This window comes from Variovorax sp. VNK109 (assembly GCF_049445855.1).
GTDB lineage: Bacteria > Pseudomonadota > Gammaproteobacteria > Burkholderiales > Burkholderiaceae_C > JAGOCV01.
Genome location: NZ_JBMSDV010000001.1, coordinates 360,624 through 375,585, shown reverse-complemented (window position 1 = coordinate 375,585; position 14,962 = coordinate 360,624). Strand labels below are relative to the sequence as shown.

General features: G+C 64.6%; 14 protein-coding genes. 13 read left to right on the top strand and 1 reads right to left on the bottom strand.

Annotated elements, in window-relative coordinates:
* The first annotated feature begins 5 nt into the window (after positions 1 to 5).
* From nuoI to ACO2Q9_RS01700, 9 genes are read left to right on the top strand one after another with little or no spacing between them, the layout of a single operon-like run.
* Positions 6 to 503: an NADH-quinone oxidoreductase subunit NuoI gene (nuoI, locus tag ACO2Q9_RS01740; RefSeq protein ID WP_423307678.1), complete on the top strand. Its 498-nt coding sequence runs from the start codon at positions 6 to 8 to the stop codon at positions 501 to 503.
* 23 nt (positions 504 to 526) lie between these two features.
* The gene (locus tag ACO2Q9_RS01735) at positions 527 to 1,207 is read left to right on the top strand and encodes an NADH-quinone oxidoreductase subunit J (RefSeq protein ID WP_423307676.1); all 681 of its coding nucleotides are present in this window, start codon (positions 527 to 529) and stop codon (positions 1,205 to 1,207) included.
* Entirely contained in the window at positions 1,204 to 1,512 is a 309-nt protein-coding gene (gene nuoK / locus ACO2Q9_RS01730) for an NADH-quinone oxidoreductase subunit NuoK (RefSeq protein ID WP_423307674.1), read from the top strand. Before ACO2Q9_RS01735 ends, nuoK begins: the two co-directional genes overlap by 4 nt.
* 7 nt (positions 1,513 to 1,519) lie before the next feature.
* A complete protein-coding gene (nuoL, locus tag ACO2Q9_RS01725; protein ID WP_423307672.1) occupies positions 1,520 to 3,574 on the top strand; it encodes an NADH-quinone oxidoreductase subunit L in 2,055 nt (684 codons plus the stop codon).
* A 13-nt stretch (positions 3,575 to 3,587) separates the two neighbouring features.
* Positions 3,588 to 5,063, top strand: a complete 1,476-nt coding sequence (locus tag ACO2Q9_RS01720) for an NADH-quinone oxidoreductase subunit M (RefSeq protein WP_423307670.1) — start codon at positions 3,588 to 3,590, stop codon at positions 5,061 to 5,063.
* An 11-nt stretch (positions 5,064 to 5,074) separates the two neighbouring features.
* Positions 5,075 to 6,562: an NADH-quinone oxidoreductase subunit NuoN gene (gene nuoN / locus ACO2Q9_RS01715; protein WP_423307668.1), complete on the top strand. Its 1,488-nt coding sequence runs from the start codon at positions 5,075 to 5,077 to the stop codon at positions 6,560 to 6,562.
* A 25-nt stretch (positions 6,563 to 6,587) separates the two neighbouring features.
* Complete coding sequence (locus ACO2Q9_RS01710; RefSeq protein ID WP_423307666.1) at positions 6,588 to 6,896, top strand: DUF2818 family protein; 309 nt, start codon at positions 6,588 to 6,590, stop codon at positions 6,894 to 6,896.
* A gap of 10 nt (positions 6,897 to 6,906) precedes the next feature.
* A complete protein-coding gene (locus tag ACO2Q9_RS01705; protein ID WP_423307664.1) occupies positions 6,907 to 7,524 on the top strand; it encodes an NUDIX domain-containing protein in 618 nt (205 codons plus the stop codon).
* Between the two features lie 8 nt (positions 7,525 to 7,532).
* The gene (locus ACO2Q9_RS01700) at positions 7,533 to 8,003 is read left to right on the top strand and encodes a DUF1178 family protein (RefSeq protein ID WP_423307662.1); all 471 of its coding nucleotides are present in this window, start codon (positions 7,533 to 7,535) and stop codon (positions 8,001 to 8,003) included.
* A 35-nt stretch (positions 8,004 to 8,038) separates the two neighbouring features.
* On the opposite strand, the gene ACO2Q9_RS01695 is transcribed toward ACO2Q9_RS01700, so the two are convergent.
* Positions 8,039 to 9,826: an ABC transporter transmembrane domain-containing protein gene (locus ACO2Q9_RS01695; protein WP_423307660.1), complete on the bottom strand. Its 1,788-nt coding sequence runs from the start codon at positions 9,824 to 9,826 to the stop codon at positions 8,039 to 8,041.
* Between the two features lie 80 nt (positions 9,827 to 9,906).
* Between ACO2Q9_RS01695 and ACO2Q9_RS01690 the strand changes: the two genes are divergently transcribed.
* From ACO2Q9_RS01690 to ACO2Q9_RS01675, 4 genes are read left to right on the top strand one after another with little or no spacing between them, the layout of a single operon-like run.
* The gene (locus ACO2Q9_RS01690; RefSeq protein WP_423307658.1) at positions 9,907 to 10,404 is read left to right on the top strand and encodes a MarR family winged helix-turn-helix transcriptional regulator; all 498 of its coding nucleotides are present in this window, start codon (positions 9,907 to 9,909) and stop codon (positions 10,402 to 10,404) included.
* Positions 10,405 to 10,424: 20 nt separating this feature from the next.
* Positions 10,425 to 11,924, top strand: coding sequence for an efflux transporter outer membrane subunit (locus ACO2Q9_RS01685; RefSeq protein WP_423309882.1), 1,500 nt, complete (start codon positions 10,425 to 10,427; stop codon positions 11,922 to 11,924).
* Positions 11,925 to 11,974: 50 nt separating this feature from the next.
* Positions 11,975 to 13,291: an HlyD family efflux transporter periplasmic adaptor subunit gene (locus tag ACO2Q9_RS01680; RefSeq protein ID WP_423307656.1), complete on the top strand. Its 1,317-nt coding sequence runs from the start codon at positions 11,975 to 11,977 to the stop codon at positions 13,289 to 13,291.
* Between the two features lie 17 nt (positions 13,292 to 13,308).
* On the top strand, positions 13,309 to 14,868 hold the full coding sequence (locus ACO2Q9_RS01675) for a DHA2 family efflux MFS transporter permease subunit (protein ID WP_423307654.1): 1,560 nt from the start codon (positions 13,309 to 13,311) through the stop codon (positions 14,866 to 14,868).
* The last annotated feature ends 94 nt before the right edge of the window (positions 14,869 to 14,962 follow it).

Sequence of the window (14,962 nt, the reverse complement as noted above, 5' to 3'; positions counted from 1 at the left end):
CGCTGATGAGCACCGCCGCATCCATCAAGGACTTCATGTCCAGCTTCATGCTGGCAGAACTTTTCAAGGGCATGGCCCTGACCGGCCGCTACATGTTCCGTCGCAAGGTGACGGTGCAGTTCCCGGAAGAAAAGACACCGCTGTCGCCGCGCTTCCGTGGCCTGCACGCGCTGCGTCGCTATGAAAATGGCGAAGAGCGCTGCATCGCCTGCAAGCTCTGCGAAGCCGTCTGCCCGGCGATGGCCATCACCATCGAATCGGACGTGCGCACCGACGGTTCGCGCCGCACGACGCGCTACGACATCGACCTGACCAAGTGCATCTTCTGCGGCTTCTGCGAGGAAAGCTGCCCGGTGGACTCGATCGTCGAGACGCACATCTTCGAGTACCACGGTGAAAAGCGCGGAGACCTGTACTTCACCAAGGACATGCTCCTGGCCGTGGGCGACCGCTACGAACCCGAGATCGCCGCAGCCAAGGCCGCCGACGCGAAGTACCGCTGAACGCCATAAAAAGACAACGATCCATGGACGTCAAAACCGGATTCTTCTACCTGTTCTCGCTGGTGCTGCTGTTTGCCGCATTCCGCGTGATCACGTCGCGCAACGCGGTCCACGCGGTGCTCTATCTCATGCTTGCGTTCTCGCAGGCTGCTGCCGTCTGGCTGCTGCTCAAGGCCGAGTTCCTGGCCATCACGCTGGTGCTGGTCTACCTCGGCGCTGTGATGGTGCTGTTCCTCTTCGTGGTGATGATGCTCGATCTCAACATGGAGGAGTTGCGCCAGGGGTTCTGGAAGCACTTCCCGCTGGCCGCGACCGTCGGGGCGATCATTGCGCTCGAAATGGCGGCCGTGCTGCTGGGAGGCTTCCGCGAGCCCGCGCGCCTGCCGGCCGTGGCCGCGCAAGCCGGTGTGCAGGTTTCGAACACGAAGGAGCTGGGCGTCCTGCTCTACACGGAGTACCTGTTCCCGCTCGAGATCGCGGCGGTCATCCTGCTGGTGGCCATCGTCGCGGCCATCGCGCTCACGCTGCGTGAACGCAAGGACAGCAAGTTCGTCGACCCGGCCGACCAGATCAAGGTGCGTGCCCGCGACCGCCTGACGGTGCTGAAGGTCGATGCCTCGCGTGTGGGCGCACCACCCGCGCCGCCGGCCCCCCCCGAACCGCAGGCTCCGCCCACCGCGCCTGCCGTGGAGAAGAAGCCATGACGCTCACACTCGGACATTACCTCTCGCTCGGCGCGCTGCTTTTCGCGCTGTCGATCATCGGCATCTTCCTGAACCGGAAGAACCTGATCGTGCTGCTCATGGCCATCGAGCTGATGCTGCTGGCCGTCAACATGAACTTCGTGGCGTTCTCTCATTACCTGAACGACATGCACGGCCAGATCTTCGTGTTCTTCATCCTGACGGTGGCGGCCGCCGAATCGGCGATCGGCCTGGCCATCCTGGTGCTGCTGTTCCGCAACCGGTCCAGCATCAATGTGGACGAAATGAATACGCTCAAAGGCTGATCAGAATATGAGCGCAACACTTTCCGCATCGACCCTGCTGGCCGTTCCGCTGGCCCCGCTCGCGGGTTCGGCGATCGCCGGCATCCTGGGCACCAAGTTCGGCGGCAACTGGATCGGCCGACGGCTCTCGCACACCTTCACGATCCTGGGCGTGCTGGTCGCGTTCATCATCTCTGCGATGACGCTCAAGAGCGTGGCGCTGGACGGCGCGCGCTTCAACGCGACCATCTACGAATGGATGGTCATCGGCGGCCTGAAGATGGAAATCGGCTTCCTGGTCGACGGCCTCACCGCGATGATGATGTGCGTGGTGACCTTCGTCTCGTTGATGGTGCACATCTACACCATCGGCTACATGGAGGAAGACGAGGGCTACAACCGCTTCTTCGCCTACATCTCGCTCTTCACCTTCTCCATGCTGATGCTGGTGATGAGCAACAACCTGCTGCAGCTGTTCTTCGGCTGGGAAGCCGTGGGCCTGGTGTCCTACCTGCTGATCGGCTTCTGGTTCAACAAGCCGACGGCCATCTTCGCCAACATGAAGGCTTTCCTGGTCAACCGCGTGGGTGACTTCGGCTTCATCCTGGGCATCGGCCTCATCGCCGCCTACACCGGCACGATGAACTACACCGAGATCTTCGGCAAGACCGGCGAGCTCGCCAAGCTCGGTTTCCCCGGCACCGACTGGATGCTGGTCACCGTGATCTGCATCTGCCTGTTCATCGGCGCGATGGGCAAGAGCGCGCAGTTCCCGTTGCATGTGTGGCTGCCCGACTCGATGGAAGGCCCGACGCCGATCTCTGCGCTGATCCACGCCGCCACCATGGTGACGGCCGGCATCTTCATGGTCGCGCGCATGTCACCTGTGTTCGAACTGTCGGACACCGCGCTCAACTTCATCCTGGTGATCGGCTCCATCACGGCGCTGTTCATGGGCTTCCTGGGCATCATCCAGAACGACATCAAGCGCGTGGTGGCGTATTCCACGCTCTCGCAGTTGGGCTACATGACGGTGGCGCTCGGCGCCTCGGCATACTCGGTCGCCGTGTTCCACCTCATGACGCACGCGTTCTTCAAGGCGCTGCTGTTCCTCGGTGCGGGCTCGGTCATCATGGGTGTGCACCACAACCAGGACATCCGCTGGATGGGTGGCCTGCGCAAGTACATGCCCATCACCTGGATCACGTCGCTGCTGGGCTCGCTCGCGCTGATCGGCACGCCGTTGTTCTCGGGCTTCTATTCGAAGGACAGCATCATCATCGCCACGCATGCCAGCCACTTGCCAGGGGCGGGCTTCGCGCAGTTCGCGGTGATGGCCGGCGTGTTCGTCACGGCGTTCTATTCGTTCCGCATGTACTTCCTGGTCTTCCACGGCAAGGAACGTTTCGACCAGAACCCCGACGCACACCATGACGATCATCACGATGACCACCACGGTCACGACGATCACCATGACCACAAGCCGCACGAGTCGCCCTGGGTCGTGACGGTGCCGCTGATCCTGCTGGCCATCCCTTCCGTGGTGATCGGCTTCATGACCATCGGACCGATGCTGTTCGGCGAATTCTTCAAGGACGCGATCTTCGTCAATGGCGAGTTGCATCACGCCATGAGGGAACTGGCCGAAGAGTTCCACGGCCCCGTCGCCATGGCGCTGCATGGCCTGCAGACGGCGCCATTCTGGCTGGCTGCTGCCGGGGTCGCACTGTCCTACTACATGTACATGGTCAACCCGGCCTTGCCGGCGGCGATCAAGAAGCGCGTGATGCCGATCTACACGCTGCTGGAGAACAAGTACTACCTGGACTGGATCAACGAGAACATCCTGGCGCGCGGCGCCCGCGCGCTCGGCACCGGCCTGTGGAAGGGCGGCGACCGCGCGCTGATCGACGGCGCGGTCGTCAATGGTTCGTGGAAAGTGGTGGGCTGGATTTCCGGTCTGGTGCGCTGGTTCCAGACCGGCTACCTGTACCACTACGCGCTGGTGATGGCCGGTGGCGCGCTCGCGCTGCTGACGTACTTCGTCACCTGGCCCATGATCTCGAACTGGCTCGGCAAATAAGGAGAAGAACAAGATGGGTTTGTTGAGCCTCGCAATCTGGACGCCGATCGCATTCGGCGCCGTGCTGCTGGCACTGGGCCGTGACGAGCACGCCAAGGCCGTCCGCTGGATCGCGCTGATCGGCGCGCTGGTTGGCTTCCTGGTGACGCTGCCGCTGTACGCACGCTTCGACCTCGCCACCTCGGCGATGCAATTCGTCGAGAAAGCCGAATGGATCGACCGCTTCAAGATCCAGTACCACCTGGGCGTGGATGGCATCTCGGTGTGGTTCGTGCTGCTGACGGCGTTCATCAACGTCATCGTGGTCATCGCCGGCTGGGAAGTGATCACCGAACGCGTCAACCAGTACATGGGCGCATTCCTCATCCTGTCAGGCCTGATGATCGGCGTGTTCAGTGCGCTCGACGGCCTGCTGTTCTACGTGTTCTTCGAAGCCACGCTGATCCCGATGTACCTGATCATCGGCATCTGGGGTGGCCCGAACAAGATCTACGCCGCGTTCAAGTTCTTCCTGTACACGCTGCTCGGCTCGCTGCTGATGCTGGTGGCGCTGGTCTACCTGTACAACAAGTCGGGCGGCAGTTTCGACATCCTCACCTGGCACGCGCTGCCGTTGGGCAGCACGGCGCAAACGCTGTTGTTCTTCGCCTTCTTCGCCGCGTTCGCGGTGAAGGTGCCGATGTGGCCGGTGCACACCTGGCTGCCCGATGTGCACGTGGAAGCGCCAACCGGTGGTTCCGCCGTGCTGGCGGCCATCATGCTGAAGCTGGGTGCCTATGGCTTCCTGCGCTTCTCGATGCCGATTGCCCCTGACGCCGCGCGCGAATGGGCCTGGCTGATGATCGCGCTGTCGCTCATCGCCGTGATCTACGTGGGCCTGGTGGCCATGGTCCAGCAGGACATGAAGAAGCTGGTCGCTTATTCGTCCGTTGCGCACATGGGCTTCGTGACGCTCGGCTTCTTCATCTTCAACGACCTCGGCGTGGCTGGCGGTCTGGTGCAGATGATCGCGCACGGTTTCGTTTCGGGCGCGATGTTCCTCTCCATCGGTGTGCTGTACGACCGCGTGCATTCGCGCGAGATCGCCGACTACGGCGGCGTGGTGAACACCATGCCCAAGTTCGCCGCCTTCGCACTGCTGTTCGCCATGGCCAACTGCGGCCTGCCGGGTACCGCCGGTTTCGTGGGTGAGTGGATGGTCATCCTGGGTGCCGTGAAGTACAACTTCTGGATCGGCCTGCTGGCTGCCACCGCGCTGATCTTCGGCGCGGCCTACACGCTGTGGATGTTCAAGCGCGTGTACCTCGGTCCCGTGGGCAATGACTATGTCAGGGAACTCACCGACATCAACTCGCGCGAGTTCCTGGTGCTCGCGCTGCTGGCCGCAGCCGTGCTGTACATGGGTATCCACCCCAAGCCGTTCACCGACGTCATGGATGTCTCCGTGGCCGACTTCCTCAAGCACGTGGCCGCGTCCAAACTGAACTGAAAGATCCAGCCGTGGTTGATAAATCAAGCCTGATCGCCGTCTCGCCGGAAATCCTCCTGCTGTTCATGACCTGCGTGGTCCTGCTGGTGGACCTGGGTGTCAAAAGCCGCCTGCGCAATGCGACCTACATCCTGAGCATGCTGTCGCTGGGCGCTGTCGCCTGGCTTACCGCCGGCTTCGCCATGCAGGGAACCACCGTGTTCGCCTTCAACGACATGGTCGTCAATGACCCCATGGGCAACTGGCTGAAGTGCTTCGCCGCACTCGCGATGATGGTGACCCTCGTCTACGCGCGACCGTATGCAGGCGACCGCGACATGCTGCGCGGTGGCGAAATGTTCACGCTGGCGATGTTCTCGCTGCTGGGCATGTTCGTCATGATCTCCGGCAGCAACTTCCTGGTCCTTTACCTGGGTCTCGAACTGCTCACGCTGTCGAGTTATGCGCTGGTGGCCCTGCGCCGTGACCATGCCACGGCCACCGAAGCCGCGATGAAGTACTTCGTGCTCGGCGCCATGGCCTCGGGTTTCCTGCTCTATGGCCTGTCGATGATGTACGGCGCGACCGGCTCACTCGACATCAACGATGTCTTCAACAAGATCGCAAGCCGCCAGGTCAACCATCAGGTCCTGGTGTTCGGCGTGGTGTTCATCGTGGCAGGCATCGCATTCAAGCTGGGCGCTGCTCCCTTCCACATGTGGATTCCGGATGTCTATCACGGCGCGCCCACGGCCGTCACGCTGCTGATCGGCAGCGCACCGAAGCTGGCTGCGTTCGCCATGACCATCCGTCTGCTGGTCGAGGGCCTGCTGCCGCTGGCGATCGACTGGCAGCAGATGCTGGGTGTGCTGGCTGTTGCGTCGCTGCTGGTGGGCAACCTCGCGGCAATTGCGCAGACCAACCTCAAGCGCATGCTGGCCTACTCCACGATCGCGCAGATGGGCTTCGTGCTGCTCGGCCTGATGTCGGGCGTGGTGGGTGGCAACACCTACAACGCGCAGGCGGCGTACAGCGCGGCCATGTTCTACATCATCACGTATGTGCTGACCACGCTGGCGAGCTTCGGCATCATCCTGCTGCTGGCGCGCGAAGGCTTCGAGAGCGAAGAGATCGCGGACCTTGCCGGCCTCAACCAGCGCAGCCCGCTGTATGCCGCCGTGATGGCGGTGTGCCTGTTCTCGCTGGCCGGCATCCCGCCGCTCGTGGGTTTCTACGCAAAGCTCGCGGTGCTGCAGGCACTGATCGCTTCGGGCGAAGCCTTCCACATCGGGCTGGCCGTGTTCGCGGTCGTCATGTCGCTGATCGGCGCTTTCTACTACCTGCGCGTCATCAAGGTCATGTACTTCGACTCGCCGATCACTGCCACCACGGTGTCCGCGCCGGCGGACGTGCGCGCGGTGCTCACGGTCAATGGCGCGCTGGTGCTGGGCCTCGGCATCCTGCCGGGTGGCCTGATGACGTTGTGCTCGCAGGCGATCCTGAAGACACTGGGAACCTGATCGCCCGTGTGGCGATCCACCTCTCGTGTCTCAAACCGCTTCCGTCTGGCTGGTCCTGCTGATCGCGCTGTGCGCGGCGAACCTGCCATTCATCAACCAGCGCCTCTTCGCCGTGGTGCCGCTTCGTGCTGCCGCCAAGCCGCTTGCATTGCGGCTGGCCGAACTCGTCGTGCTGTATTTCGCGACGGGTGGCATCGGCCTGCTGCTGGAAAAGCGCGCCGGGCAGATTGCGCCGCAGGGCTGGGAGTTCTACGCGGTGACGGGGGCGCTCTTCGTCACCCTGGCATTCCCGGGTTTCGTCTGGCGTTATCTGCTCAAGCACAAAGGCGCTTGAGGAGAACAAGATGAAGCACATGTCCAGCCTCACGCCTGGTTATCCGCATCTGATGGAAGAGGGCGTCTCCAGCGAGGAACTGTTCCAGGGCCGTTTCCTTCACGCGTTCCGCGACACCGTGAAACTGCCCGACGGCTCGACATCGACACGCGAATACGTGGTGCACCCCGGCGCGGTGATGGTCGTGCCGCTGCTTGACGATGGACGTGTCGTCGTCGAGCGCCAGTACCGCTACCCGGTACGCCGCGTGATGATCGAATTCCCTGCCGGCAAGCTCGACCCGGGCGAAGAAGTGCTGGCCTGTGCGCAGCGTGAGTTGTTCGAGGAAACCGGCTACGTGGCCACCGAGTGGGTGCGCGCGGGTGTGCTGCATCCGGTCATTTCGTATTCAACCGAATTCATCGACATCTGGTTCGCACGCGGACTGACGCAGCACGAGCGCAAGCTCGATGCAGGCGAGTTCCTCGACGTGTTCGCCGCGACCTTCGAAGAACTCATGACATGGAGCCGCGAAGGCCACCTGACGGATGCCAAGACGCTCACAGCCCTGCTGTGGCTGCAGAACATCCGCTCGGGCGCATGGTCTCTGGACTGGCAGGTGACGGGCGATCCCGAGGCCGGCCGATAATCCATGCCATGAAAGTCCTCAACCTGCATTGCACGAGCGGCCACGCCTTCGAAGGCTGGTTCGCCTCGGAGGACGATTTCCAGTCGCAGCATGCACGCGGACTGGTGACCTGCCCGATGTGCGGGGACGCCGGCATCACCAAGGGCCTGAGCGCGCCGCGCCTGAACCTGCGCGGTGGCAGGGCCGAAGCGCAGGGGCACGTTGCGGCATCGGACGACGCCCGCCAGGAAGTGATGGCAGCGCCGCCAGATCCGAAGCTGCAGGCCGCATGGTTCAAGGCCGTGCGAGAACTGATGGCGAAAACCGAAGACGTCGGCGAGCGCTTTGCCGACGAGGCACGTCGCATGCACTATGGCGAAGCCGAGGAGCGCAACATCCGCGGCCAGGCCACCGCGGGCGAGACGCGCGAGTTGCTCGAAGAGGGCATCAGCGTCCTGCCGCTGGCGCTTCCCGAGGCGCTCAAGGGCCCGTTGCAGTAACCCATATCGGACCGGCTGCCCGGTCCGACCGACGCTCAGGCCGTGAACTGCAGCGCGGCCAGCCTCGCATACACACCACCCGCTGCCACCAGGCTGTCGTGCGTTCCCTGCTCGACGATGCGGCCATGGTCCAGCACCACGATGCGGTCGGCCTTCTGCACAGTCGCCAGCCGGTGCGCGATGACCAGCGTCGTGCGGTCTTTCATGGCCGATTCCAGCGCGGCTTGCACCACGCGCTCGCTCTGCGCGTCGAGTGCGCTGGTGGCTTCGTCCAGCAGCAGCAGCGGCGGGTTCTTCAGCATTGCGCGTGCGATGGCAATGCGCTGGCGCTGGCCGCCCGAGAGGCGGACGCCGCGCTCACCGAGGAAGGTCTCGTAGCCCTCGGGCAGCGCCTGGATGAACTCGTCGGCATAAGCCGCCCGCGCGGCAGCCTTCACTTCGTCATCGCTGGCGCCCGGTTTGCCATAGCGGATGTTCTCCATCGCGCTGCTGGAGAAAATCACCGCTTCCTGGGGGACGATGCCGATGCGCGTTCGCAGTTCGGCAAGCGCCATGTCCCGGATGGGCACACCATCCAGCAGCACAGTGCCGCCCTGCGGGTCGTAGAAGCGAAGGAGGAGCTGGAATACAGTGGTCTTTCCTGCGCCGCTCGGGCCGACCAGCGCCACCGTTTCCCCGGGGTGCACCTGCAGGTCGAAGTCCCGCAATGCGGGCGTGCCCGGGCGCGACGGGTAATGGAAGTTCACCGCGTCGAAGCCCAGCGCGCTCCCGGCCTGCGGTGTGGGCGGCGTGGTGGCGCTCGCGGGAGATGCTATGGGCGAGCGCGCATGCAGCAGTTCCATCAGGCGCTCCGTTGCGCCGGCCGCACGGAGCAGGTCGCCGTAGACCTCACCGAGCACCGCGAAGGCACTGGCCAGGATGATCACGTACACCACGGTCTGGCCGAGGTGCCCTGCGCTGATGCGCCCGGCCATCACCGCTTGCGTACCCTGATACAGGCCCCAGAGCAATGCCGCGGACGTGGCGATGATGATGAACGCCACCAGCACCGAACGGGCCTTGGTGCGGCGGACGGCCGTGCGGAATGCGTTCTGCGTGGACTCGGTGAAACGTTCGGACTCGCGCGATTCCGCCACGTAACTCTGTACCACCGGAACCGCGTTCAGCACCTCGGCTGCGATGGCGCTGGAGTCGGCCACGCGGTCCTGGCTGGCGCGCGAAAGCTTGCGTACGCGCCGCCCGAACCAGAGGCTGGGCAGCACTACCAGCACCAGGATGCCCAGCACCTGCGTCATCACATACGGGTTGGTCCACACCAGCATCGCGAGGGCCCCCGCACCCATGACCGCGTTGCGCAAGCCCATCGAGAGCGATGAGCCCACGACGGTCTGCACGAGCGTGGTGTCGGTGGTCAGGCGCGAAAGCACTTCGCCGGTCTGCGTGGTCTCGAAGAATTCAGGGCTCTGCCCGATCACGTGCGAATAGACGGCATTGCGCAGGTCGGAAGTGACGCGTTCGCCCAGCCAGCTCACCGTATAGAAGCGTGCCGCGGAAAACAGACCCAGTGCCACCGCCACGCCGAAAAGCGCGAGGAAATGCTCGCGCAGCGCCATGACCTGTGCGCCTTTGTCCGGGGCGGCGAGTCCGCCATCGATCAGGCTGCGCAGGGCGACGGGGAATGCCAGTGTGGCGACGGCCGCCAGCACGAGGAAAACCAGGGCCAGCGTGATCCGGCCCCGGTAAGGCCGGAGAAAGGGGAGCAGCCCCGACAGGGAACGGGGAGAACCGCGTGGCGATTCGGTGCTGGCGGAGGGCTCGGACATGGGCGAAGTGTACCGGTTGCGATTGCCCAGACAAATATTGCCTTGACAATAGTTGACTAGGCAAGTAATATCCGGTCTCCATGATTTCCACACCCACCTCCAAACCGGCGGAGTTCTACCGCCCCAAAGGCTATGCCGCCGACGAGAGCGTCGGCTATCTCATGCGCCGCATCATGACGTTGCTCGCCCAGCGTGTGGACCAGGAGATGGAGCCCGCCGGCCTGACCAACGCGCAGTGGATACCGCTGCTCAAGATTTACATGGGGCACGCATCCACCGTCGCCGAACTCGCCCGCGAAGCGCACATGGACGCGGGCGCCATGACGCGCATGCTCGACCGGCTGGAGAGCAAGGACCTCTGCAAGCGCGTGCGCAACGCCGAAGACCGCCGCGTGGTGAATGTCGAACTCACCGATGCAGGCCGCGAAGCTGCGCAACGCATTCCCGCCATTCTTTGCGACGTTCAGAACGCGCACCTGAAAGGTTTCACGCAGGAGGAGTGGCAGATGCTCAAGGGCCTGCTGCGCCGCATGCTGGAGAACGGCCTTGCCGAACAGGCCGCCAGAGAAAAGCAGTGAACAACACCGTGAACAACAACATGAAGAACTCACACAACAACAACCCCGTCACAGCCCGGCCACGCACGATGGCAAAGCTTGTCACCGCTGCCGCCGTGACCTTGCTGCTTGCCGCCTGCGCCGACATGTCCGGCATTGCTCCCGAGGCGAAGCTGCGTGATGCGGCTTCGGTCGGCCTGCGCGCTGACGCAGCGTCGGCTTCCACCGAAACGCTGTCGGTCGACTGGTGGCATTCATTCCGCGATGCACAACTCGACGCGCTGATTGCGCAGGCGTTGTCGACCAATCCCAACCTGAAGGTGGCGCAGGCCCGCCTCGCGCGCGCCATGGCGGTGACTGAAGTTGCGGACGCTGCCAAGCGCCCGCAACTCAACGGCTCGCTCGACCTCACGCGCCAGCTCTACACCGAGAACGGCGCCGTGCCCGCGCCGCTGGCCGGCTCCATCCGTAACACCGGCACGCTGCAACTCGGCGCGAGCTGGGAAATCGACTTCTTCGGCAAGTACCAGGCCGCACTCGACACCGCGCTGGGCGCCGCGCGCGCTGCGCAGGCCGACCGTGACGCAGCGCGCGTGCTGCTGGCCAGCAACGTGGCGCGTGGCTGGTTCCAGCTGGCACGCATCGAGGCGCAACTGGCCGTGGCCGAACGCACGCTCGCGCAGCGGCAGGAAACACTCCGCCTCGTGCGTGACCGCGTGGACGCGGGCCTCGATACGCGCCTCGAGTTGCGCCAGAGCGAAGGCAGCCTGCCCGAAGCGCGCCAGCAGATCGAAGCCCTGAAGGAACAGGCAGCGCTGACGCGCAACGCCATTGCTGCGCTGGCGGGTGATCCGTCCATCGCCACGACGCTGAAAGCACCCGCTCTGGCAAACATCCGCCCCGCAGGCGTGACGGCATCACTCCCCGCCAACCTGCTGGGCCAGCGTGCCGACATTGCCGCAGCGCGCTGGCGTGTGGAAGCGGCGACGCATGACGTCGCCAACGCGAAGACGCAGTTCTATCCCAACATCAACCTCGTCGCGTTCGCGGGCCTGTCGAGCATCGGCCTGGACCGCCTGCTCGAGTCGGGCAGCACGCAGTGGGGCATCGGCCCGGCGATCCGCCTGCCGATCTTCGACGCTGGCCGCCTGCGCGCCAACCTGCGCGGCAAGACGGCGGATCTGGACGCAGCCGTCGAGAGCTACAACGCCGCCATCATCGACGCCGTGCGCGACGTGGCGGACCAGTCTGCCTCGTTGCAGTCCATCGGCCGCCAGCAGAACGAGCAGTCGCAGGCGCAGGCCGCTGCCGAGAGTGCGTACGACATCGCCGTGCAGCGCTACAAGGCCGGCCTCGGCACGTACCTGCAAGTGCTGACCGCCGAAACCGCCGTGCTCAACCAGCGCCGTGCGGCCGTGGACCTGACGGCGCGTTCGCTCGACACACAGGTCGCGCTGATCCGCGCGGTCGGTGGTGGCTGGCAGCCGGACGCCTCGCTGTCCACCGCAAGCCTGTCATCGCAAGTCAAGCCGGCCAACTGACCACATCTTCATTCGCCGCATCGCGGCAATGCTTCACAAACGAGAACACCATGAGCGACGTACAAACTTCCAACACTGCACCCGCTGCCGAACCGGCGAAGAATTCCCCCCGCAAGAAGGCGCTGACGCTGCTGACCGCAGCCGTTGTCGTGGCTGGCGGCGCATGGGGCGCCTATGAGTGGCTGGTGGCCAGCCACTACGAGACGACAGACAACGCCTACGTGCAGGGCAACGTCATCCAGATCACGCCGCAGATCGGCGGCACGGTGATGGCCATCATGGCCGATGACACCGACTTCGTGAAAGCCGGCCAGCCGCTCGTGAAGCTCGACCCCGCCGACGCGCGCGTCGCACTCGACCAGGCCGAGGCCAATCTCGCGCAGACGGTGCGCCAGGTGCGCACGCTGTACGCCAACAACGGTTCGCTGGCCGCGCAGATCTCGCTGCGGCAGACCGAAGTGGTCAAGGCACAGAGCGACCTGGCCCGCGCGAACGACGACCTGAACCGCCGCCAGTCGCTGGTGGGCAACGGTGCCGTGTCGAAGGAAGAACTCAACCATGCACAGACCACGGTGAACAACGCGAAGAGCGCGATTGCCGCCGCGCAGGCTGCCGAGCAGGCAGCACGTGAGCAACTCGCGAGCAACCAGGCCATGACCGAAGGCACGTCCATCGAGCAGCACCCGAGCGTGCAGGCTGCCGCCGCCAAGGTGCGCGAAGCCTGGCTCGCCACGCAGCGCGCCGCGTTGCCTGCGCCGGTCGATGGCTACGTCGCGCGCCGCACGGTGCAACTGGGCCAGCGCGTGGCAGCCGGCACGCCGATGATGTCGGTCGTGCCGCTGCAGCAGGTGTGGGTCGATGCGAACTTCAAGGAAGTGCAGTTGCGCAATATCCGCATCGGCCAGCCGGTGAAGCTCAAGGCCGACGTGTATGGCAAGAAGGTCGAATACACCGGCACGGTGGCTGGCCTGGGTGTCGGCACCGGCGCTGCGTTCGCGCTGCTGCCCGCGCAGAACGCCACCGGCAACTGGATCAAGGTCGTGCAACGCGTGCCCGTGCGCATCGCGCTCGACGCGAAGCAGGTGATGGAGCATCCGCTGCGCGTAGGCCTGTCGATGGACGTCGAAGTGGACGTGGCCAACAAGGACGGCAAGACGCTGGCTGACGCGCCGCGCGAAAACGCCATGGCGCAGACCGCCGTGTACACCACGTCCGACGACGGTGCCGATGCCGAAGTGCGCCGCATTGTCCTCGCGAATGGTGGGCGGGCTGCCGTGCGTGGCAGTGGCAACACATCCAACGCGCCTGCTGTGCATGACGTGGCCCCTGCTGCAGTCGCTGCTGCTTCGCTGACCACCGCGAACTGATACGCCGCGGACCGAACATGTCGTCTCCCGGCGCACACATCGCGCATCCTCCGCTCGAAGGTGCTGCGCGGACCTGGGGCACCATCGCCCTGTCTGCCGCCACGTTCATGAACGTGCTGGACACGTCCATCGCCAACGTGTCGCTGCCCGCCATCGCGGGTGACCTGGGCGTGAGCCCCAATCAGGGCACCTGGGTCATCACCAGTTTCGCGGTGGCCAACGCCATCGCGGTGCCGCTCACCGGCTGGCTGTCGCAACGCTTCGGTCAGGTGCGCCTGTTCGTGGGCAGCGTCATCCTGTTCGTCATCGCCTCGCTGCTGTGTGGTCTCGCGCCCAACATGACGATGCTCATCGCATTCCGCGCCCTGCAGGGCTTCGTCGCCGGGCCGATGATCCCGCTGTCGCAGACACTGCTGTTGGCCAGCTATCCGCGCGCACTTGCCGGGTTGGCCATGGCCATGTGGGCGATGACCACGCTGGTCGCGCCCGTCATGGGCCCGTTGCTCGGTGGCTGGATCACCGACAACATTTCCTGGCCGTGGATTTTCTACATCAACGTGCCGGTCGGCATGCTTGCGGCATTCGCCGCGTGGGCCATCTACCGCAAGCGTGACAGCGTCACGCACAAGCTGCCCATCGACAGCATCGGTCTCGCATTGCTCGTGCTGTGGGTCGGCGCGATGCAGCTGATGCTCGACCTTGGCAAGGAGTACGACTGGTTCCATTCGCCGATCATCGTGGCGCTGGCTGCGACGGCTGTGGTGGGCTTCGCGTTCTTCCTCATCTGGGAACTGACCGACAAGCACCCGGTGGTGGACCTGCGCCTGTTCGCACGGCGCAATTTCTGGGCGGGCACGCTGGCCATTTCCATTGCCTACGGCCTGTTCTTCGGCAACGTGGTGCTGTTGCCGCTGTGGCTGCAGCAGTTCATGGGTTACACCGCGACGGATGCGGGCATGATCATGGCGCCCGTCGGCCTGCTGGCCATCGTGCTCTCGCCCATGGTCGGCAAGACCGTGGGCAAGGTCGATCCACGCAAGTACGCGTCGTTCTCGTTCATCATCTTCGCCATCGTGCTGTGGATGCGCTCGAACTTCAGCACACAGGCCGACTTCTCCACCATCATGGTGCCCACGGTGATCCAGGGCGTGGCCATGGCGTTCTTCTTCATCCCGCTGTCGACGCTGATGCTGTCAGGCCTGCCGCCCGAGCGTATGCCGGCGGCATCGGGGTTGTCGAACTTCGTGCGCATCACGGCGGGTGCGATTGGCACCTCGGTGTCGACCACGTTGTGGGAAAGCCGCGCCGCCTTGCATCATGCCCAGTTGGTGGAGTCCGTCTCGCTGGGCAATGCGACCGCATCATCCACGCTGAACGGCCTGGCCGCTGCGGGGCTGACGCCAGAGCAGGCGCTGGCGCAGGTGAACGCGCTGGTGAACCAGCAGGCCTTCATGCTGGCGGCCAACGACATCTTCTACGCGTCAGCGGCGCTGTTCCTCGTGCTGATCCCGCTGGTGTGGTTCGCGCGGCCGATCCGTGGTGGCGCGGGTGGTGATGCCGGGGCTGGAGCCCACTGATCCCAGACCGTTGGCTCTCGACCGTGGTCGGCGGGGGACATTCGCGGAGCTGTACCCCGCCCTCTCTGGCCACCTACGGAAGCGAAGCCGCCAG